The 20078-nt window shown below is 63.0% G+C and carries 25 protein-coding genes; all 25 read right to left on the bottom strand.

The genetic code is table 11. The features are described 5' to 3' along the window. Positions 1 to 38 precede the first annotated feature (38 nt). On the bottom strand, positions 39 to 467 hold the full coding sequence (locus tag Q362_RS0102425; protein ID WP_028317375.1) for a flagellar assembly protein FliW: 429 nt from the start codon (positions 465 to 467) through the stop codon (positions 39 to 41). Further along, positions 464 to 709: a carbon storage regulator CsrA gene (gene csrA / locus Q362_RS0102430; RefSeq protein WP_028317376.1), complete on the bottom strand. Its 246-nt coding sequence runs from the start codon at positions 707 to 709 to the stop codon at positions 464 to 466. Before csrA ends, Q362_RS0102425 begins: the two co-directional genes overlap by 4 nt. Positions 710 to 878: 169 nt before the next feature. After that, a complete protein-coding gene (flgL, locus tag Q362_RS0102435) occupies positions 879 to 1853 on the bottom strand; it encodes a flagellar hook-associated protein FlgL (protein ID WP_028317377.1) in 975 nt (324 codons plus the stop codon). Positions 1854 to 1856: 3 nt separating this feature from the next. Continuing rightward, the gene (flgK, locus tag Q362_RS0102440) at positions 1857 to 3251 is read right to left on the bottom strand and encodes a flagellar hook-associated protein FlgK (protein ID WP_028317378.1); all 1395 of its coding nucleotides are present in this window, start codon (positions 3249 to 3251) and stop codon (positions 1857 to 1859) included. A gap of 253 nt (positions 3252 to 3504) precedes the next feature. Beyond that, entirely contained in the window at positions 3505 to 3858 is a 354-nt protein-coding gene (locus Q362_RS0102445) for a hypothetical protein (RefSeq protein ID WP_028317379.1), read from the bottom strand. Positions 3859 to 3860: 2 nt separating this feature from the next. Then, positions 3861 to 4118 carry a flagellar biosynthesis anti-sigma factor FlgM gene (flgM, locus tag Q362_RS21915; protein ID WP_051553524.1) on the bottom strand — a complete coding sequence of 86 codons (258 nt, stop codon included), beginning with the start codon at positions 4116 to 4118 and terminating at the stop codon, positions 3861 to 3863. 52 nt (positions 4119 to 4170) lie between these two features. Next, positions 4171 to 4737, bottom strand: coding sequence for a hypothetical protein (locus Q362_RS0102455; RefSeq protein WP_028317380.1), 567 nt, complete (start codon positions 4735 to 4737; stop codon positions 4171 to 4173). Positions 4738 to 4875: 138 nt separating this feature from the next. Further along, entirely contained in the window at positions 4876 to 5193 is a 318-nt protein-coding gene (locus tag Q362_RS0102460; protein WP_028317381.1) for a rod-binding protein, read from the bottom strand. A gap of 46 nt (positions 5194 to 5239) precedes the next feature. Beyond that, on the bottom strand, positions 5240 to 6358 hold the full coding sequence (locus tag Q362_RS0102465; RefSeq protein WP_051553527.1) for a flagellar basal body P-ring protein FlgI: 1119 nt from the start codon (positions 6356 to 6358) through the stop codon (positions 5240 to 5242). A 31-nt stretch (positions 6359 to 6389) separates the two neighbouring features. Then, positions 6390 to 7124, bottom strand: coding sequence for a flagellar basal body L-ring protein FlgH (locus Q362_RS0102470; protein WP_084312203.1), 735 nt, complete (start codon positions 7122 to 7124; stop codon positions 6390 to 6392). A 4-nt stretch (positions 7125 to 7128) separates the two neighbouring features. Continuing rightward, positions 7129 to 8082, bottom strand: coding sequence for a flagellar basal body P-ring formation chaperone FlgA (flgA, locus tag Q362_RS0102475; RefSeq protein ID WP_028317384.1), 954 nt, complete (start codon positions 8080 to 8082; stop codon positions 7129 to 7131). 4 nt (positions 8083 to 8086) lie between these two features. Beyond that, positions 8087 to 8869, bottom strand: a complete 783-nt coding sequence (gene flgG, locus Q362_RS0102480; RefSeq protein WP_028317385.1) for a flagellar basal-body rod protein FlgG — start codon at positions 8867 to 8869, stop codon at positions 8087 to 8089. A 51-nt stretch (positions 8870 to 8920) separates the two neighbouring features. Then, positions 8921 to 9655 carry a flagellar basal-body rod protein FlgF gene (gene flgF / locus Q362_RS0102485; protein WP_084312205.1) on the bottom strand — a complete coding sequence of 245 codons (735 nt, stop codon included), beginning with the start codon at positions 9653 to 9655 and terminating at the stop codon, positions 8921 to 8923. A gap of 95 nt (positions 9656 to 9750) precedes the next feature. Beyond that, positions 9751 to 10164 carry a hypothetical protein gene (locus Q362_RS0102490; protein ID WP_028317387.1) on the bottom strand — a complete coding sequence of 138 codons (414 nt, stop codon included), beginning with the start codon at positions 10162 to 10164 and terminating at the stop codon, positions 9751 to 9753. Positions 10165 to 10183: 19 nt separating this feature from the next. Next, a complete protein-coding gene (locus tag Q362_RS0102495) occupies positions 10184 to 10918 on the bottom strand; it encodes a FliA/WhiG family RNA polymerase sigma factor (RefSeq protein ID WP_028317388.1) in 735 nt (244 codons plus the stop codon). 41 nt (positions 10919 to 10959) lie between these two features. Continuing rightward, positions 10960 to 11859 (bottom strand): MinD/ParA family protein, encoded by a 900-nt coding sequence (locus tag Q362_RS0102500; protein ID WP_028317389.1) that lies wholly within the window; start codon positions 11857 to 11859, stop codon positions 10960 to 10962. After that, positions 11852 to 13138 carry a flagellar biosynthesis GTPase FlhF gene (gene flhF, locus Q362_RS0102505; protein WP_084312207.1) on the bottom strand — a complete coding sequence of 429 codons (1287 nt, stop codon included), beginning with the start codon at positions 13136 to 13138 and terminating at the stop codon, positions 11852 to 11854. The genes Q362_RS0102500 and flhF overlap by 8 nt, the downstream gene beginning before the upstream one ends. Further along, on the bottom strand, positions 13128 to 15230 hold the full coding sequence (flhA, locus tag Q362_RS0102510; protein WP_051553534.1) for a flagellar biosynthesis protein FlhA: 2103 nt from the start codon (positions 15228 to 15230) through the stop codon (positions 13128 to 13130). Before flhA ends, flhF begins: the two co-directional genes overlap by 11 nt. 9 nt (positions 15231 to 15239) lie before the next feature. Then, positions 15240 to 16307, bottom strand: coding sequence for a flagellar biosynthesis protein FlhB (gene flhB, locus Q362_RS0102515; protein ID WP_028317392.1), 1068 nt, complete (start codon positions 16305 to 16307; stop codon positions 15240 to 15242). A gap of 163 nt (positions 16308 to 16470) precedes the next feature. After that, positions 16471 to 17250 (bottom strand): flagellar biosynthetic protein FliR, encoded by a 780-nt coding sequence (fliR, locus tag Q362_RS0102520; RefSeq protein ID WP_028317393.1) that lies wholly within the window; start codon positions 17248 to 17250, stop codon positions 16471 to 16473. Between the two features lie 20 nt (positions 17251 to 17270). Continuing rightward, complete coding sequence (fliQ, locus tag Q362_RS0102525) at positions 17271 to 17540, bottom strand: flagellar biosynthesis protein FliQ (RefSeq protein ID WP_028317394.1); 270 nt, start codon at positions 17538 to 17540, stop codon at positions 17271 to 17273. A 32-nt stretch (positions 17541 to 17572) separates the two neighbouring features. Next, complete coding sequence (gene fliP / locus Q362_RS0102530) at positions 17573 to 18313, bottom strand: flagellar type III secretion system pore protein FliP (protein ID WP_028317395.1); 741 nt, start codon at positions 18311 to 18313, stop codon at positions 17573 to 17575. Continuing rightward, on the bottom strand, positions 18310 to 18675 hold the full coding sequence (locus Q362_RS0102535; RefSeq protein WP_028317396.1) for a FliO/MopB family protein: 366 nt from the start codon (positions 18673 to 18675) through the stop codon (positions 18310 to 18312). Before Q362_RS0102535 ends, fliP begins: the two co-directional genes overlap by 4 nt. 4 nt (positions 18676 to 18679) lie before the next feature. Then, positions 18680 to 19060, bottom strand: a complete 381-nt coding sequence (gene fliN, locus Q362_RS0102540; RefSeq protein ID WP_028317397.1) for a flagellar motor switch protein FliN — start codon at positions 19058 to 19060, stop codon at positions 18680 to 18682. Continuing rightward, positions 19047 to 20075, bottom strand: a complete 1029-nt coding sequence (locus Q362_RS0102545; protein WP_157469831.1) for a flagellar motor switch protein FliM — start codon at positions 20073 to 20075, stop codon at positions 19047 to 19049. The genes fliN and Q362_RS0102545 overlap by 14 nt, the downstream gene beginning before the upstream one ends. Positions 20076 to 20078 lie beyond the last annotated feature (3 nt).

Raw genomic sequence — 20078 nt, forward strand, 5'->3', positions numbered from 1 at the left:
CAGCGGTCTTGGGCAGGGAAGGCAGGGGGATGGAACAATTACTGCTCTATCTTCGGCAGCGGTGTCCTGGTGTCGTAGCGGGGGTCTTCGAGAACGACCTGCAGGGCCCTGTTGGTTGCCGGGGCGTACAGAATGGGGCCGGAGAGATTGAGGGTGATTTCCTTTTCCTCCGAGATGGAGACGATGGCCAGCGCGAAGCAGGCGCCCTGGCCGTCGATGCCCAGTTTCCGGCGTTCGTTGTCGTCGGGAAGAACGAGGTAATCGAGGAAAAAATTGGTGGGATCGGTGACGACGAAGGCGAATGCCGGATCGTCGACGCATTGAATCCAGAAGAGCGGTCCCTGTTTTTTATTCGGCATCACGAGAAAATTCTTCAACTGGTCGAGCCCGACCAGGCCCTCCGGAAAATGAAGGAGATGGGACGGATCGTAGGTCACCTCGCCAAAACGGGTCTGTATGGTTTTCATTTTTTCAACGTCCTGTCTGCAAGCTTGTCACTGAGGATATCCAGGTCGGTCATATCCCAACCGGCCGCCGCATCGATATTTTCCTGACGAATACGATCATAGACCTCCTGGCGGTAGATCTTGGTGTCCCGGGGGGCGTCGATGCCGATCCGGATGCCGCCGCTCTTCAGTTCGATGATTTTGATCGTGATATTGTCGCCGATGATAATACCTTCACCGGGTTTTCTGGTCAGCACCAGCATAGTCGCACCTGTAAAAAACTCGGATCAGGACATCCGAAGGAAAGGGAAAAGAAGGCAGGCCGATTCCCAGGGGAGAAAGGACGGCTCCCCCGGGAAACATTTTTCCTGTGTCGGGCAGTATTCAGCAAAAGATGGGGAAAGGCAAGCGGTTTTACTTGGTTGGACGCGCCTAGAGATAATCGAGGATGGAGAGCTGCGAGACCCTGGAGGTCACGCTCAGGGCGGCCTGGAAGGCGGTCTCCTGCTGGATGATGGCGTTGAACGCCTCGATGGCGTCCGCGTCTTCGTAGCGGGAGAGGATCTGCTTGAGATCCACGCGGACCCCTTCCTGGTAATCCATCGCGGTTTCCACCCGGCTGGCCCGGTTGCCGAGCTGCGAGCGGAGCCGCCGGTTCTGCTCGGCGGCGCCTTCCAGGTCGCCCAGGCTGTCCTGCATGGCGGCCTGGTCGTTGGTGCGGATGGCCGCTTCCGCCTGGGTGAGCTCCAGGAAGAGATCGTACCGGCCCGATGCCGTGCTGTTGTTCGTCGGGTCGGCCGGGTCCCAGGTCGTGGTGCCGAAGAAGAGATTGTTGCCCGTCAGGTTCACTTCCACCAACTCGCCGGGGGTGATCTCCAGAGAGGTGGCGTTTTCGTCGCCCTGGTACAGGTAGGGCCAGGTCGAGGAATCGTTGGCATCGTAGAGGAGCGGGTCGTAGGCGGGATTTTCCACGAAGGGAACGGTATCCTCCTGGTACCCCGCAAACAGGTATTTGCCGTCCACCATGCCGTTGGCGGCATCGAGCAGTTCCTTGCGGAGGTTGGCCAACTCGTCGGCGAGCACGGTCCGGTCTTCGTTGTTGAGCGAGCCGTTGACGGCGTTGGTCATGATTTCCTTGGCGCGCTGCATGATGTTTTCCACGTGCTCGAGATGGCCGTCGGTCGCCTGCATGGTGTCGAGCGACTTGCCCATGGTCTCCAGATACCGGTCGACATTGGAGATCTGCTTGCGGGTGTTGAGCACCGGACGGATCGAGGCCGGGTCGTCCGAGGGGGAATTGAGTTTTTTGCCGGTGGCGCCGATCGTGCGTAGTTTTTCCAGCTCGGTGGTCAGATCGTTCAGCCGGGACCCCAGCATCCGGTAGGTGGTTCCTTGCGTCGCTTTCATGGGCTAGTTCTTGAGTTGAAGGAGGGAGGTCATCATCTCGTCCACGGTGGAGAGAAACTTTGCCGAGGATTGGAACCCGCGCTGGTACTGGATGAGATCGATCATCTCCTCTTCCAGGGAAACCCCGGAATATCCGTCCCGCAGGTTCTGCAGTTGCGTGGTTGCGTCTTGGGCGCCCGCCAGGGCCAGCTGGTTGCGGGCCGCCTCGATGCCGACCTTGGCCACCATCTGGCTGAAGAAACTGTCGAAGGTGTCGTTGGTGGCCGCCATTTTGTGGCTCGTTTCCAACTGGGCGATGAGCAGAGCGTTCTCGTTGTCGCCGGGCGCGGCGGTGGGATTGCCGGCGGCGGCCACCTGGGAGGCGTCGGTGAGGGCGATCCTGACGTTGAGGCTGGGCACCTGGCCCGGAGGCAGGGCGGTGATGTCTTCGAAAAAGAGGCGCCCCGTCACCCCGTCGGAGCCGTAACCCGCCACATGCGCATCGTTCACCGCGCTGGTCAGGTCGACGGCCAGGGTGTTGAGACTGGTGCGGAGTCCCTCGATGAAGACGTCGCGCATCTCGAGCATGCCCTTGAATTTCCCGCCCAGGCTGTCCAGGCCGACGTCGAGGGTGGAGCCGGAGATGTTCACCTGGAGATTGACGTTGGTGCCGACGGTGGTGGTGCTGATGGTCGCCGCCGTGCTGCCCAGGACCAGCGGCGTGCCCCCCGGCAGATGGACGCAGAGCATGCCCCGGTTGTCGGTGTAGGTCTGCACGCCCAATGTCTGCGAGAGGTTCTGGACGATCAGGTCGCGCTGGTCGCGGGCCGAGTTGGCGGTCTGCCCCGAAATCTCGACGAGACTGATGCGGTCGTTGAGCCGGGCGATTTCCGCGAGCTGTTCGTTCAGGGAAGCGACTCCGGCGATGATTTCGGTATTCATGTTCTGCGTCACCGTGTCCAGCTCGTTGGTGATGCTGCCGAAGGCCTCGCCCAGGAGTTGTCCGCGCTGGATGACCACGTCCCGCTCCACCTGGCCGCTGGGGTTGGCGGTCAGTTCCTGCCACGCATCGAAGAAATCGTTGATCTGCGAGGCGAGATTGTCCTCGGATACATTGAAGATGCGTTCCAGTTCCGTCAGGGTGTTCGATTTTCCCGCCTCTTCGCCGTACTCGACGGTCTTGCTCTGGAGCTGGCGGTTGATGAACAGGCTGTAATCGCGACTGACATCGGAGACGGTGACACCCTGGCCGATGAAGAAGTCGCCGAAGTTGATCGACGGAATCGGCGTCAGTTCGGCGCGCTGGCGGGAATAGCCCGGCGTGTTGACGTTGGCGATGTTGTTGCCGACGATCTCGATCGATTTCTGGTTGGTCAGCAGGCTGGTCTTGCCGGCATTGAGGGCATTGAGCAAGCTCATGGAGGCGTTTCTTCTCCCTGTTGTCCGGAGATCTGTTGGCGCCGCGACGGGCGGTGAACGGTGTGGAAGGGCCGCAGCCGACACACTGTTGCGTGTTACGTTATGTTACTATCGGCAGAAGCGGGGGGCGAGTTTAGCCTCGACGGCAAGAAACTTGCACGTCGTCGGCCGCGGTCGGCACGGCCCGGCCCATGGGGGTCGGGCACGGCCGCGATGGCGGGTGGAATGGGCGGGAAAGGGAAAAAGGGGGAAATCAGATCCGGCCGGAAAGCAGGCGGCCGTTGATGAGGGTGTTCTGCGAAAGCCCGTTCTGGCCGTAGGTGACCGGCACGGTCTTGCGGCCGAAGAATTCCATGGTCTCCTGGATCCAGTTCAGGGTCGCCCGGAACAGGTAGGCGTTCTTCCTGTTTTCCTGGCGGATTTCCCGGGCGACCTGCTGGTCGTCGGGATGCAGCGTGGTCACGCCGCTGAGCGCCCGGATCAGGGCTTCCTTGCGCTTCACGTCCGCCATCATGGCGGCGAGGTCGAGCGCCTTGGCGTGCTCGCGCTCGTCGCGGATGGTTTCGCGAAGCTGCATCAGTAGATCGTGTACCGTGGTCCGGTCCATGATCAACCCTCGACCAGGAAGCGCAGCAGACTGGAGGCAACCTTGTTCAGGTCCGGCTCATACTGACCGCTGGCGACCTGTGCCTTGAGCTCCTGCACGCGGGCGGCGCGGGCGGCATCGTCGGTCTTGCCGGTTTCCTGGGCCATGGCTGCTCCATGCAGGGCCGATGCAAAGGAAACGCCGTCCTTGCTTTCGCCCTTTCCCGTCTTCTGTGCGTCACCGGCCTGGCCCACCTTGTTGAGACCGCCGATTTGTCCCATGCCTCGCACTCCAAAGAATTCCACAGTCATCGTGTTCACCTGAGGTAAGATATCAAGCCGCTGCCGTGTTTTCCGCCACCCATTTGTCGAGCTTGTCCATCACGGCGTCATAGGTGTCGTACGAAATATCGGGCAACCAGCCGCCGAAGGCCTTTTTGGCTTCGGCAAAGCCCTTGTCGATCCCTGCCTTGATCTCCTCGATGCGGGCGGGATCGCCACCGGCGACACCCACGGCGAATTGAAAGATCCGCTCGGATGTCTGCTCCACGCCAAAATAGCCGTCATCGCTCACCAGCTCCTGCGCTTTTTCGGGGGTGATGGCGGCGAGGTCGATCGTGCTGTCGCCGACCGCTATCTTGGTGTTGATGCCCTGTTCCTGCAACAGGTTGAGCACCAGGGACCGCAGCATGTCGAATCTGGCCTCGTCGCCGGCGGCAAGCTGCATGGTGCCGGAATAGGTGACGGCCAGGGTGGATTCGCTGCGCAGGCTGACGGTGTCAACTGCGGCCGTCTGCCCATCGTTCGTGCCGGAAAGGGACGAGACGGACACATCCAGGCGGCTGTTCCTGTACGCGAGCAGCGTGCCGGAGATCTGATTCTGATTGATGTTTGCTACCATTGTTCTGCCTCCCTGCAGTATGTTCGGACCATCCTGGTCCATTCCGACAGGAAACGATCCTTCCTGTTGACACTCTATCGGTGGCGGCAGCAAAAAACTTTACCCAAAAAAACAGTTCTTCAAAAAAGAGCGGAAAAATCATGTGTCCGCCGGCAGTTTTTTTTCCATCTGCCGGTAGATCTGCTCGGCCAGGCCGAGGGATTGATCCCGGGCGATGCCGGTGGCGATGCTCTGGTCGAACATCTCCTCGAAAATTTCGGTGGCGTTGCTCTTGGCGAAAAGCCCGCCTTCCGGCACGGTCTTGCGCATGGCCTTGAACAGGGATTGCACGAAGAGCGCCTCGAAATCCTGGCAGGATTTTTCCAGGGCGGTCTTGTTCCTGGCGGCCTGTCGCGTCTCGGGGGGCCGGGCGGCCGCATGCAGCAGCAGGTTGGCGTCGTCGATGTTCGTTTTCATATCATGACCGGGTGAAGGAAAAACATTCGGCGCGGGAAACGGTCGGTTACAGGATGACCAGTTCACCCTGAAGCGCGCCGGCCGCCTTAATTGCCTGAAAAATGGCGATCAGGTCGCGCGGGGTGGCGCCGATGGCATTCAACGCCCGGGCGATCTCGCCGAGATTGACCCCCATGGGCATGACCACCAGATTGCCGGCATCCTCGGTCGCCCTGATGGTGGTCGTGGGCACCACGGTGGTCGTGCCCGGCGCCAGCGGATTGGGCTGGCTGACCTCGGCCGATTCCGTGATGACGAGGTTGAGATTGCCGTGCGAGACCGCCACGGTGGCGATTCGCACGTCCTGGCCCATGACGATGGTGCCGGTGCGCTCGTTGACCACGATCTTGGCCGGACCGTCAGGGGCCACGTCGATGCCTTCCAGATCGGAGATAAAGGTGACCGTGTCGCCACGGAAACGCGCCGGCTTCATCACCCTCACCGTGCCGGGATCGACGGATTTGGCCGTTCCCGCGCCGAAGCGATGGTTGATGGCGTCGGCCATGCGCGCCGCGGTGGTGAAATCGGTTTCGTGGAGCTGATAGATGATGTCGCCCGAGGGGGGCAGCGCGTAATCCACCGCCCGCTCGACGATCGCGCCGCCGGTCACCCGGCCCGACGTGGTGAAATTCTTTTGCGCCTTGGCCGCCTTGCCGCCGAAGGAGATGCCGCCCACCGCCAGCGGCCCCTGGGCGACGGCATAGGTGTTGCCGTCCGGTCCCTTCAACGGGGTCATCAGCAGGGTGCCGCCGGAAAGGCTGGAGGCGTCGCCGAGGGAGGAGACCTGGATGTCGATGGCCGAGCCCGGCCGGACAAAGGGCGGCAGTTGCGCCGTGACCATCACCGCGGCGATGTTCTTGGTTTTCATCTGCCGGTACACATCGCTGGTGAGTCCCAGCCCCATGCGTTTGGTCATGTTGATGAGGGCCTGCTTGGTGAACACGGACTTGGTGATGTCGTCGCCCGTGCCGGTCAGGCCGATCACCAGCCCGTAGCCCATCAGTTGGTTTTCACGCACTCCCTCGATGGAGGCGAGATCCTTGATACGGGTGGCCTGGGCGGGAATCGCCGTCAACCAGGCCGCACCGATCAGAACAAGCGCGCTGACGAGTCGATGATAATGCATGAACAGTCTCTCCCGAAGCCCCCGAAGGCCGTCAGAACGGCCAGGTGTTGTCGAAAATCCGCATCAGCCAGCCGGGCTTCTGTTTGTCGGAAAGGGCTCCCTTGCCGGTATAGGTGATCTGCGCGTTGAGGATGTTGCCGGAATCGATGGTGTTGTCGGGCGTGACATCGTAAGGCCGGACAATACCGGTCAGGTAGATGATCTGATTTTCATTGTTGACGGCCACCGATTTTCCGCCCCGTATCTTCAGATTGCCGTTGGGATACACCTCCACCACCTGGGTGGTGAGGGTGGCGACCAGGTTTTCCGAGCGGGTGGTTCTGCCCGTGCCGCTGAACTCGTTGCCGGAACTGGCCTCGATCATGGACGAGGGCGTGATCTTGGTCTTGTCCTCCACGGTTTGTTCCAGGCCGAAGAAGCTCGAGATTCCGGCGGAGATGCTGGAGTCGCGCGAGGTGTCGGTGGTGGCCTCCTTGGAGGCCTGGGCCTGCTCCTTGATGATCACCGTGACGATATCGCCCACCCGCCGGGCCTTGACGTCCGACAGCCAACTGCCCTCGTCGCCGTTCCACAGGGTGCCGGGCGATTGGGGCCTGGGATTGGCCGTCACCGGCTCCTCCAGGGGCTCGTGGGCGGCGGTCACCTCCTGGGTCCGCGGGGCGCAACCGGCCACCAGGGCGGCGAGGAGCGGCAGGAACCACAGCAGGTGCCTCCAGTCGGCCACCGGTCGATCCGGCGCATGGCGCGGGCATGCCAATCGTCGCATGATGTCAGAACTCCACGGAAACCACGCCGGGACCGTTGACGCGGCAATGAATCATTTTGTTCGAGCCGATGTTCTTGACCGGGATGGTCTCGCCCATCCGGCCGTCGGTCTTGGCCAGACCGCTGGTGGACAGCTCCAGGGGCCCCTTGCGGGCAAAAATTTTGACCAGCTCCCCTCCCTTGATCACCGGCGGCAGGACGATATGTTCCGACCTGAGGATCGTGCCCGGCGGGACCGTGCGGGCGACCTGCTTGCCCAGGATCTCCTCCCGGACAAGCAGCGGGCCGTCGACGCCCCCGATGTCCTGGCGCTGCGGCACGACATTCTCCTCGGTCACCAGATCGCCCTTGTGCAGGGTGGTGGCGGCCGTCAGCACCTCGGCGACCATTTCCAGCCGTCCCCGGACCGTGCAGGTGCCGGCGGGGCGGCCATCGACGAACAGGGCGATGGTGAAGCTGGTGCTGCCCACGATGCCTGGTCGGGATGGCGTGATCTTCCAGGAGAGCGCGCCCGGCGGCAGCGTCATCGCCTCGGGGGTCCGGACCGACGTGAGCCTGATTTCCGCCTTGGGCAGCATGGCGCTGTTTTCCCTGAGATAGGCGACGATCATCTCCTGCATCCGTTCCGGGGTCAAGGTCAAGCCCCCGCGTTCCACGACGATGGTCTGGCTGCCCTGCCAGTCGACATCGGCCGTCTCGGGCCGGTTGCGCAGGCTGTTGATCACGGTGACGACGGACAGCTCCTTCGATTTTCCCGGCGCCGGCGCCGAGGCGACCGGCAGTTGCCCCAGGGCCTCGGTTGCGTCGCCCGTGGGGTGGATGACGGCGATATCGGCCAGGACGATTCTCGGACCGGTCACCACGGCGTTGGCCCTGAAATGGACCGACACCTGGGCGGCCGCCAGCGCCGGACCGAGGAGCAGCCAGCAGGCGGCTATGGCAAGGGCAAGCTGGTTCACTTGATCACGTCATGTTGGTGACGGTCTGCATCATCTCGTCCGAGGTGGTGATCACCTTGGAGTTGATCTCGAAGGCACGCTGCGCCGTGATCATCTGGGTCAGTTCCTCGACCAGATTGACGTTGGAATTCTCCACATATCCCTGGAGCAGGGTGCCGATGCCGTTGGTTCCGGGGACGCCGATCAGGGCCACGCCCGAGGCCTCGGTTTCCCGGAACAGGTTTTTGCCGATGGAGATCAGGCCGGCCTCGTTGACGAAATCGGCCAGGTCGATATTGCCCAGTTCCGTCGCAAGGGTGCTGTCACCGATGATGGCGCTGACCACGCCGGTCTCGCTGATGGTGACGTTCTGCGCATCTTCGGGGATGGTGATTTCCGGCTGGATGGGATACCCGTCCGAGGTGGTGATCCGGCCGGTGCCGTCCAGCTTGAGGCTGCCCGCCCTGGTGTAGGCGGTATTGCCGTCGGGCAGGCCGACCTGGAAAAATCCGGCGCCCTCGATGGCCACATCGAAGGTATTGCCGGTCTGGACGATATCGCCCTCGGTGAAAATCTTGGTGACCGCCCCCGGCTTGACGCCCAGGCCCACCTGGATGCCGGTGGGCGACGTGGTGTCCGCGGAGGTCGGTGAGCCGGGAACCTTCATGATCTGGTAGAGCAGGTCCTGGAAGTCGGCCCGGCTTTTCTTGAAGCCGGAGGTCGAAACGTTGGCCAGGTTGTTGGCGATGACGTCCATGTTGAGACTTTGGGCCGACATGCCGGTGGTTGATGTCCAGAGTGAGCGCATGGAATATGAGCCTCGCGTGTGCGGCGGTACCGCCGTCAAAAAGTTCCGATGTTAGCCGACCGAGCCGAGCTCGTCCTGTTTCTCGCCGAGCTTCGAGTAGCTCTCGATGACTTTGGTATGCGCCTCGAACGATCGCTGGCTGGCGATCATGGCGGTCATTTCCTCCACCATGTTGACATTGGCGGTCTCAAGGTTGCCCTGCACCACCCGGAATTCGGCCAGGGGCTGGTCGCCGCCCTCGGTCAGTCGGTAGAGGGAATGGCCGACCTTGGTCAGCTTGTTTTGATCCGCGATGCCGAAGACCTGCAGGGTGCCGCCGGTCTGTTCGCCGTTGACGGAGATTTCCCCCGATTCGGCGATGACGATGCTCTTCCCCTGGGTGGTGTCGACCTGCATGGGTTCGTCGCCGGCGCCCAGCACGGTGAAGCCTTCCTCGGTCATGATGGTGCCGTTGTTGTCGAGATGCAGCCGGCCGGCGCGGGTGTACAGGACCTCGCCCCCCCGGCGCACCTTGAAGAATCCGGGACCGTCGATGGCCACGTCCAGGGAGCGGTCGGTGGTCTGCATGCCGCCCTGGCTGAAATCGGTGGCGATGGTGCGGGTGCGGGCATAGTTGATGCCCCTGGTCGTGCGCGTCTGCTTGGCACCCTGCAAAAGGGCGGCGAAACCGATGCGGTCCTTCTTGAAGCTGGTGGTGTTGACGTTGGCCAGGTTGGAGGCGATGTTGCTCATCGCCTGTTCCCTGGTCAATGCTCCGCTGAGTGCGCTGTATTTTCCCGAAACCATGGGGGCTCTGTCGTGATGTCCTGTCGATCGAGGGGGTTTGTCTTCTTTTCGGAAACCGGCCGGCGCTTCTTTACGGGAAAAGACCGTCCGTCCGGTCAGCGGCCGATTTTGGCCACGTGGCAGAGGCTGAGCAACTGGGCGGCCTCGACGCCGGAAATCCCGAGAATGGAGGCCACCTGGTCGCTGTCCATGCCCTGGGCCGCCAGTTTGGCGAGAATGCGGTATTTCTCCGGCGGCTGCCTGCCGATCTTGGCCATGGTGTCCAACCGCGGCCGCTGCAGGCTCGTGGTCAGGCTCGCCGCCTCCAGGCTGGCGCCGAACGGCTCCCGCGACGGTGCGCCGCCGTCGTCCCGCAGGGCGGCGTCGATCTTGCGCTGGAGGGCCAGGATTCTCTCGGTCTGTTGCTGGCACGCAAAGCGCCGGCGTCTGGTCAGCAGCAGGAAGAACGACAGGCAGAGGGCGGCGGCGGCCAGGGTGCCGCCCATGAGTGCGGGGATGAGTTGCGACATGACGGCCTCGGAAGTGGGTTCAGGGTTCGTATAAATCTGAGTTGATCAGTTTGACCCGCAGCTTCAGCAGGGCCTGGCTGTGCAACTGGGAAACCCTGCCCTCGGAAACGTTCAGCACCTCGGCGATCTCCTTCTGGGTGAGTTCCTCGTAATAGTACAGGGCGATGACCAGCCGTTCCTTTTCCGAGAGTTCTTCCAGGATCTCGGCCATCAACCGGGTCATTTCCTCCTTCTCGATCAGATCGGAGGGGGTGGCACCGCCGATGTCCTCCAGGCTGTCGAGAAAGCTCCGGCCCTCCTCGGTGTGATCGAGGGTTTCGTGGAGGCTGACGCAGCCCAGATGACTGACCTCGGCGAGCAGGACGCGGTATTCGTCCAGGGACATGGCCATTTCGGCGGCCATCTCCTGTTCCTCCGGCGAGCGGCCCAACTGCCGTTCCAGACGGAGCATGGTCTGGGTCAGCTGGTTCTGCTTGTCGCGCATCGACCGGGAAAACCAGTCGAGCTTGCGCATCTCGTCCAAAATGGCGCCGCGCACGCGGTATTCGGCGAAGGTCTTGAATTTGACGCCCTTGGCGGCGTCGAATTTGTTGGCGGCGTCGATCAGACCGACCATGGCGGCGCTGGTCATGTCCTCCTTGGTCATGAAACTCGGCACCTGGGGGATCATGCGCTGCACCACCAGTTCAACCAGGGGCATGTGCTCCCGGATCAACTGGGAACGGTCATCGAGCGGCGGTACCGGCGGAAACATGGCGATTCTCGGGGGCAGAAGTCAATGCATGGACTGCGGCATCATTTGGCGCCGAACTCGAGCAGACGCTTCCAGAAGAACTGGATCGAACCCTTGGGGCCGATGGTCTGGGGTTCCTGCACCACGGTGCGGGCCAGCGCCTCGAAGGCGTGGCTGGTCCGACTGTCGGGGAAGAGCTGCACCAGGGTCTGCTGTTTGCGGATGGCGTCCACCATCAACTTGTCCCGGGGGATCGAGCCGATGTAGTCGATGGAGATGTCCAGGTAGCGGTTGGCCACCATGGTCAGCTTGCGGTAGACGTCCAGGGCCTCGTCCTCGTTCTTGATGAAGTTGACGATCAGGTTGAAGTGCTTCTCGTGGTACTGGTTGGAGAGCAGCTTCATCAGGGCGTAGGCGTCGGTGATGGCCGTGGGCTCCGGCGTGGTCACCACCAGGATTTCCTGGGCTGCGGTGTTGAAATAGGTGACGTTCTCCGAAATCCCGGCCTCGGTGTCGATGAGGACGAAATCGAAATCGTTGTTCATCGAGTCGAGCGCTTCCAACAGCCGCATCTTCTGCTGGGAGTCGAGCCGGGTGAACCGTTGCACCCCGGAGCCTGCCGGCAGGATCTTGATGCCTTCCGGGCCGCCGACGAGGATCGACTCCAGTCCCTGTTCGCCGGTGAAGAAGTGGTTGAGGTTGTGGCTCGGCGCCAGGCCGAAGACCACGTCGATGTTGGCCAGGCCGAGATCGGCATCCAGGATCAGCACCCGCTTGCCCATGCGGGCGAGCAGGACGGCCAGATTGGCCACCACGGCCGTCTTGCCGACCCCGCCCTTGCCGCTGGTGATGGCAAAGACCCGGGTCGCGGGCCGGCCGGACCCGGTCTCGGCCCGTTCCGGACTGTTCATGGCCCGCAGGGTGCCGGCCTGGTCTGTGGCTCGTGATGCGTGGTCAGCCATGCTTCGGGCTCCCATGGTCGTTCAGGATGAGGGCGGCGATGTCCGCCGGGGTGGGCATGAGCAGGTCCTCCGGCACCCTCTGGCCATTGGTGAGAAACGAAATCGGGGTGTCATTCTTGTAATGGATGTTGAGGAGCACGCCCAATTGGTCGCACTCGTCGATCTTGCTGAAGATGAAATTGCTGATCGGCAGGACCGAGAAGCGCCGGACCGTTTCCTCGAGTTCGCGCTCGCGGGTGGTCGCCGACAGGAGCAGATGGTTGTCGATCCCCAGTTCCGGCCGGAGAAAGGCCGCCAGTTCCTCGATGTCGAGGCCGCTTTTCGGGCTGCGGCCGGCGGTATCGATCAGGATCAGGTCGACGTCGCTGAATTTGTCCAGGGCCGCTTCCAACTCCTGGGGCGCGAGCACCACCTCGACCGGCAGGCGCATGATCTCGCCGTAGACCTTCAACTGCTCCACCGCCGCGATCCGGTAGGTGTCGATGGTGATCAGCCCGATGCGGCCGCCGTGGCGGCCGAGGTAATGGGCCGCGATCTTGGCCAGGGTGGTGGTCTTGCCCACGCCGGTCGGGCCGATCAGGCTGAGACGCCGCTGCCGGTCGGGCCGGTCGTCGAGCACGCGCACCGTGCTGAACAGCCGGGCGATGGCCGTCCTGAGAATGGCGATCAGGCCGGCGCTGTCGAGATGGCGCGCCTTGTCGATGGTTTCGCGGGTGAAGCGGGCCACCACCTGGGCGGTTTCCTGGTTGATGCCGTAGCCGGTGAGAAATCCGGTCACCGGGTCCATGGCGGCGTTGTGTCCGGCCGGGGCGGCGAATTCGGGCTCCACGTAGGGACTGCGCAGGCCGGGGGGGGCGTCCAGAGTGGACATGCGGCTGGCCAGCCCCTTGACCAGGGTGCGCAGCTCGGCCAACTCCGATTGGATGTCCCGTCCGGCCGCCGGTAGATCCCGGCCCGCGGCGGCAGAGGGGTGCCGGTCGCTCTCGCTTTCGCGCCACAGGTCCTCGTAAGTGAGGTCGGGCCGGGCGGCACCCCGATCCCGGGACGGAACCAACCGGGTTCGCGCCGCCGGGCGCGCCGGCGGTTCGGGTGCCGGTTCCGGCTCCTGCCAGTTGGTGTCCACGGCGGCGGTGATTTCCATCATCGGCTTGCCGAGCATGCCGAAGGAGCCGTTGCGGATGGTGCGGGTGGAGAGGATGAGGGCGTCGGGACCCAGCGCCTCCTTGACCATTTTCAGGCCGGTGGCCATGTCTTTTGCTTCAAAGACCTTAACTTGCATCGATGGTCACCGTTCCGATGGATTGAATGCGGACCTGCGAGGTGATCTCGTTGTGGGACAGTACCGCCAGGTTGGGGAAGTACCGCTCGATCAGCCGGCGGACATGGGGCCGGATCTGGGGCAGCACCAGCAACGCCGGCAACTGGCCGCCGGCCAGGGACGTGATCAGGTTGTTGAGGTTTTCGAGGATCTTCTGGGCCGTCTTGGGGTCCAGGGCGAGGTAGCTGCCCCGCTCGCGGTGCTGGATGGCGGTCTGGATGGATTCCTCCACGGTGCGGTCCAGGGTGATCACCGGCATGGTGCCGTCGGACTGGACATGGGCGGCGGAGATCGACCGCGACAGGGCATGGCGGACGTATTCCGTGAGAATATCCGTATCCTGGGTCATGGCGGCATAGTCGGCCAGGGTCTCCAGGATGGAGCGCAGGTCGCGGATGGAGACGCCCTCGCGGAGCAGGTTCTGGAGCACCCGCATGACGGTGCCCAGGCTGAGCACATGCGGCACCAGTTCCTCGACCAGCTTGGGATAGGTCCTGGCCAGGTTGTCGATCAGGGTCTGGGTTTCCTGGCGGCCGAGCAACTCATGGGCGTGCTTCTTGATCATCTCGCTGATGTGGGTGGCCATGACCGTGATGCAGTCGACCACGGTGTAGCCGGCGATCTGGGCGCGTTCCCGCTTGTCCTCGGTGATCCAGATGGCCGGCAGGTCGAAGGCCGGCTCCCTGGTGGGCAAGCCCTTGACGGTCTCGGTGACCAGGCCCGGGTCCATGGCCATGTAATAGCCAGGCATCATCTCGGCGGTGGCGATGTTCACCCCTTTCAGGTTGATGGTGTACTGGTTCGGATTGAGCTGGAGGTTGTCCTTGATGTGCACCGGCGGCACGATGAAGCCGCTGGTCTGGGCGAACTGCTTGCGGATCGACTGGATGCGGGTGAGCAGTTCGCCGTCCTGGGCGGCATCGACAAAGGGGATCAGGCCGTAGCCGACCTCGAATTCGATCAGGTCGACGTTGAGCATTTTTTCGTAGTCCTGGTCCGGCTTGACCGCCGGCAGCGGCCGTTCGGCCACGGCCTCCTCGAGCTGCCGGGCGGCTTCCACCTTGTCGAGATGATAGGCGGCGGCGGCCAGGAGCGCGGCGATGACGAGAAAGGGCAGGAAGGGCAGGCCGGGAATCAGGGCAAAACCCAGGAGGATCGCCGCCACCACCCACAGGGCCTTGGAATAGCGGGTGAACTGGGCCTTGATTTCGGAACCGAAATCGTTGCGGCCGGCCGAGCGGGTCACCAGCATGCCGGCGGCGGTGGAGATGATCAGGGCCGGAACCTGGGAAACCAGGCCGTCGCCCACGGTGAGGATGGTGTAGTTCTTGGCCGCTTCGGCCAGCGGCATGCCCTTTTGCAGCACGCCGATGATGAAGCCGGCGCCGATATTGATCAGGGTGATGATGATGCCGGCGATGGCGTCGCCGCGGACAAATTTCGAGGCGCCGTCCATGGCGCCGTGGAAGGTGGCCTCGTTGGCGATTTCCTCGCGCCGTTTGCGGGCCGTGGCCTCGTCGATCAGGCCGGCGTTGAGGTCGGCGTCGATGGCCATCTGCTTGCCGGGCATGGCATCCAGGGTGAACCGGGCCGCCACCTCGGCGATGCGGCCCGCGCCCTTGGTGATGACGATGAAGTTGATGATCACCAGAATGACGAAGATCACCATGCCGACCACATAGGAGCCGCCGACCACGAACTGGCCGAAGGCCTCGATGACCGCGCCGGCCGCGTCCATGCCCTCGCTGCCGTGCAGCAGGATGAGCCGGGTGGAGGCGACGTTGAGCGACAGCCGGAACAGGGTGGTCATCAGCAGGATGGCGGGAAAGATCGAAAACTCCACCGCCTTTTCGGTGTACAGGCTGATGATCAGGATGAGGATGGCGACCGTGATGTTCAGCGACAGGCAGAGGTCGAGGATCATCGGCGGCAGGGGGATGATCATCAGCATGAGGATGCCGATCAGGCCCACCGAGGCCATGATGTCGCTGCGCTGCAGGAGTTCGGCCGGCCGTATCCTGCTGAGCAGTGTCCTGTTCTCTGTCGCTTCCATGTCCTTTCTTTATCTCTTGCCCTGCAACGAGTAGACGTAGGCCAGGATCTCGGCCACCGCCTTGAACAGCTCCTCGGGGATGGTCTGGCCCACCTCGACTTTGGAATGCAATAACCTTGCCACCGGCGGATTCTCGACCAGGGGGATGCGGTGCTCGCGGGCGATCTCGCGGATCTTCGCCGCCACCAGTTCCTGCCCCTTGGCCAGGACCACCGGCGCTTCCATGGTGCCGGCCTCGTACTTGAGGGCCACGGCGACATGGGTCGGGTTGGTGATGACCACGTCGGCGGTGGGCACGGCGGCCATCATGCGCTTGCGGGCCATCTGCTGCTGGATGGAACGGATTTTTGACTTGATGTGCGGGTCGCCCTCGGTCTCCTTCATCTCCTCCTTCTGTTCCTGCTTGGTCATCTTCATCTTCTCCTCCATCTCCCAGCGGACGAAGGCGTAGTCGAGAATGGCCAGGGCGATCATGATCGCCGCCACCTTGGCCATGACCAGGGCGGCGGTCTTGGCGAGATAGAGGACCGTGCTGTCCACCGGCATCCCGATGAGCAGCAGGGCCTGGTCGAATTCCCCCCTGATGGTGCTGTAGGCGACCCAGCCGATCAGCCCCACCTTGAGCAGCGACTTGATCACCTCGACCAGGGAACGCTTGGAGAACAACCGGCCCATCCCCTTGATGGGGTCGAGCTTGGTCAGGTCGGGGACGAGCGGCTGGGTGGTGAACAGCCAGCCGATCTGGACGAAGGTGGCGAAAAAGCCGACGAGCAGGGCGGCGAGAAACAGCGGCGCCAGCATGAGGGCCAGGACGGCGCCGAGGTAATAGGCCAGTTGCATCAGGGAGTTGGCGGTGACGGCGAACTCGCCGCTGGTTCGCCAGACAGCGGTGAGCATTTCCCTGAGCTTGTCCCAGAAGATGGGGGCATAGAACATCCAGAAGAGCAGCAGCAGGGTGAACATGGCCGCGGTCTGCACCTCGCGGCTCTGGGCCACCTGGCCCTTTTTCCGGAAATCGGCCCGCCGTTTCGCCGATGGGGATTCAGTCCGTTCCCCGGTGCTGGTCTCTTCAGCCATGGTCCGTCATTGCGCAGGGACATCCGCGCGGCGGACGTCGTTTCCGGAGCGGGTCGCCGCCCCATGCGGCGTCCCTGCCGCGAGCCTTTGCAACAAACGCACCTGAACGACGGCCCGCACCCTTGGGGGGGCGGACGACTATATTCCTATTGTATTCCAGTGGTTATCTGAGCAGGTGCAGCATGGTGAGGATGTTCTCCCCCATGGTGTCAAATTCACGGCGCAGAATGGCGAAGGTGGCCGGCAGTGTCAGGCCGATGACAAGGAAGGCGATGCCGATGTTGAGGGGAAAGGAGAGCATGAAGACGTTGAGCTGGGGGAAGACCCGGGCAAGGACGCCGAGCACCAGGTTGGCGAGGAGGAGCAGCGCCAGGACCGGGGCGCTGAACTTGACGCCGAGGACGAACATGTGGCTGGCCTGGCGCATCAGGTTGTCGATCGCGTCCTGGGAGAAATCGAGCGGACCCGGCGGCAGGAGCGCGAAGGATTCGACGATGGCGCGGAAGAAGAAATGGTGCATGTCCAGGGCCAGGAAGAGCATCAGGGCGAGGATATTGGCGAACTGGCTCATCAGCGAGAGCTGCTGGGTGGTCTGCGGATCGAAGATGTTGGCGGCGGCGAACCCCATCTGGTAGCCGATCACCGTGCCGCCGAAACTCACCGCGGCAAAGACCATCTGGGCGATCAGGCCGACCAGGACCCCGATCAGGACCTCGTTGACGAGCAGCACCGCGAACCAGGTCAGGGAGAGGGGCGTCTTGGGCGTGTAGGGGACCAGGGCCGGGAAGAGGAGCAGGGTGGTGGTCACCGCTAGGCCGATCTTGAGCCGCCCGGCGATCTGGCTGCCGGTGAAGGCGGGGATGGCCGCCACCAGGGCCATGATCCTGGCGAGGCAGAGGAGGAAATCCTGGAACTGCTGCAGGGAAATGAACGGCAGGTCCATGGGCGCGTGCGGTACGGGCTCTACCGGCCGACCGTGGCGATCTGGGCGATGACGCCGGTGGTGAAGGTCACCAGCAGGTCCATGATCCAGGGGCCGAAGATCAGCAGGGTGACGAAGACCGCGACGATCTTGGGGATGAAGGTCATGGTCTGCTCGTTGATCTGGGTGGCGGCCTGGAAGATGCTGATCACCAGGCCGACCACCATGGCCGCGATCAGCATCGGGGCCGAGGTCAGCAAAATGGCTTCCACCGCTTGCTTGCCGATATGGATGACGGCGTCAGGGGACATGGCGTTGGCGCGGACGGCGGCTGCGGCCGGGGTTAGCCGAAGCTCTTCATCAGGGAGCCGACCACCAGCTGCCAGCCGTCGACGAGCACGAACAACAGCAGCTTGAACGGCAGGGAAATGACGATCGGCGGCAGCATCATCATGCCCATGGACATCAGCACCGAGGCCACCAGCATGTCGATCACCAGGAAGGGGACGTAGATCATGAACCCCATCTGAAAGGAACGTTTCAGTTCCGAGAGCATGAAGGCCGGGATGAGAATCGACGAGGACACGTCCTTCCTGTCGGCCGGCTGCTCCTCCTTGGTGATGTCGATCAGCAGCTGGAGTTCGTTTTCCTGCACCTGGGAGAACATGAAGTCGCGCATCACGTCCACCGAGCGCGTCAACGCCTGCTGCTGGGTTATTTTCTCCTGCATGTAGGGTTGCAGGGCCTGGGCGTTGATGGTGTTGAAGGTCGGGGCCATGACGAAGAAGGTGAGAAACAGGGCGAGCCCGAGCAGCACCTGGTTGGGCGGCGTGTTCTGGGTGCCCATGGCCTGGCGGACGAAGCCCAGGACGATGATGATCCGGGTGAAGGCGGTGGTCATCAGGAGAATGGCCGGGGCCACGGTGAGGATGGTGAGCACCAGCACGACCTGGAGCGCGGTCGAGACCTCGGCCGGGGTGCTGGCCTCCTTGATCCCCAGGGAGAGGGTGGGCAGATCGATCGCCTGCGCCCATGTCGGCGTCAGCAGCAGGAACAGGCCGAGACAGAGGCGGAACCGTTTCACGACTGTTCCGCCAGCACGGTGGAAAAATCGGCCGGTTTTTGGCCGGAATCGCCGGACAGATCGGCCAGGAGGTGAATGGAGTTGGCGCTGATGCCCAGCAGGTATTCCCGGCCGCGGACCTCCACCAGGGCCAGGGTCGCCCGTGGCTGCAGGGGCCGCACCTCGATGAGCCTGATGGCGTTGCCGCCGATTCTGCCCAGCAGCAGTCGTTTTTTTGACAGGCCGTAAAGGGCGAAGATCAGGCCGACCACCACCAGCAGGGCCCAGCCGGTCCGCAGCAGGGCCGAGGTCATGTCCGGCGGTTCCGCGGCCCAGGCCGACGCCGGCCAGAGGATCAGGAGAAGGACGGGCATCCGTGCCATGGCGTCACACCAGGTTTTCAATCCGGTCGGACTGGCTGACCACCTCGGTCAGCTTGATGCCGAACCTGTCGCCCACCTTGACCGCCTCCCCCCGGGCGATCAGCCGGGAGTTGACGTAGAGATCCAGGGGGTCGCCGGCCTGTTTGTCGAGCTCGATCACATAGCCCTCGCCCATCTGCAGGAGATCCTTGATGAGGATCCGCGCCCGGCCGACCTCGACCGAGACCTGCAGGGGCACGTTGTAGAGGAATTCCAACTCCCGCACCAGATTGACCTGACCGCCCTGGGATGCCGGGCCGCCTTTGTTTTCCTTCAGCAGCTCGGCGGTTTCCTCGGGGTCGAGGGGATTGAATCGCTGCGGTTCAGGCGGTTCAGGTGTTGCCATGAATGCCTCCTAATCGGTTGATGGTGGTGCCGGTGACGTGAAACGCCTTCTTGCCGTTTCGTTCGCCGGCGATGGCCTGAAAAAGCGGTTGATCCTCGACCAGGATGGTCAGCGGCTGATCGGGGTTGTACTGCAGGTCGACGATGTCGCCGGGTTGAAGCGCGAGAATCTCCCGGATGGTCATGTCGACCAGGCCGGACCGGGCGACCGCCAGGGTTTCCATCTCCATGGTCTCCTGGACGATCTGGTCTGTCCAGGTGTTGGCGCCCTGGGTGATGGTGGCCAGGGCCTTGAATTTTTCGCGCAGCGGCTCGAGGGTGAGATAGGGGATGATGAACCGCATCTGGCCGCACAGTTCGCCGGCCAGGCGGATATTGAAGCGTGTCACCAGCACCTCGGTGTCCGGTTCGACGATGCTGACCAGCCGGAAATTGTTTTCCACCTTGCTCAGCAGCACCCGGATGTCGATTACCGGCCGCATGGCGTTGGCGAGTTCGGTGCAGATGTCGTCCATCACGCTTTTCAGCAGGGAGATTTCGATGGTGGTCAGGTTGCGGTTCAGGGCGAGGGGTTCGTTGGACTGGGACGAACCGAGCATGATCTCCAGCAGGGTGAAGGCCATGAGGGTGTCGAAATGGAACAGGCAGCCGTATTTCAACGGCGAGATGCTGTAGATGCCCACCGCGCCCTGGCTGTTGAGATCGAGCAGGCTCTGCTGGAAATCGGTGGTGGCGATGTCCTCCCGCTCGACGCCGAAGTTGCGCAGCATGACATTGGTCAGGCAGGTGGAGAACTTGCGGGCGAAACTGTCGAGGATGATGTCCAGGTTGGGGAGACGCAACTCGCCGCTGGTCCGGAATCGTTCGTAAACCTTGAACAGATCGAGATTCGACGCCGGCGTGGCCTGGCGCGGCGGCCAGGGTCGGTCGGTGTCGATCAGATCCGTCGAAATCCTGCCCGCCCTGATGGCGGCCAGCAACTCGGCGATTTCCTGTTTGGTGAGTATCGGCTCCACGGG

Source organism: Desulfobulbus elongatus DSM 2908 (genome assembly GCF_000621145.1).
GTDB classification, from domain to species: domain Bacteria; phylum Desulfobacterota; class Desulfobulbia; order Desulfobulbales; family Desulfobulbaceae; genus Desulfobulbus; species Desulfobulbus elongatus.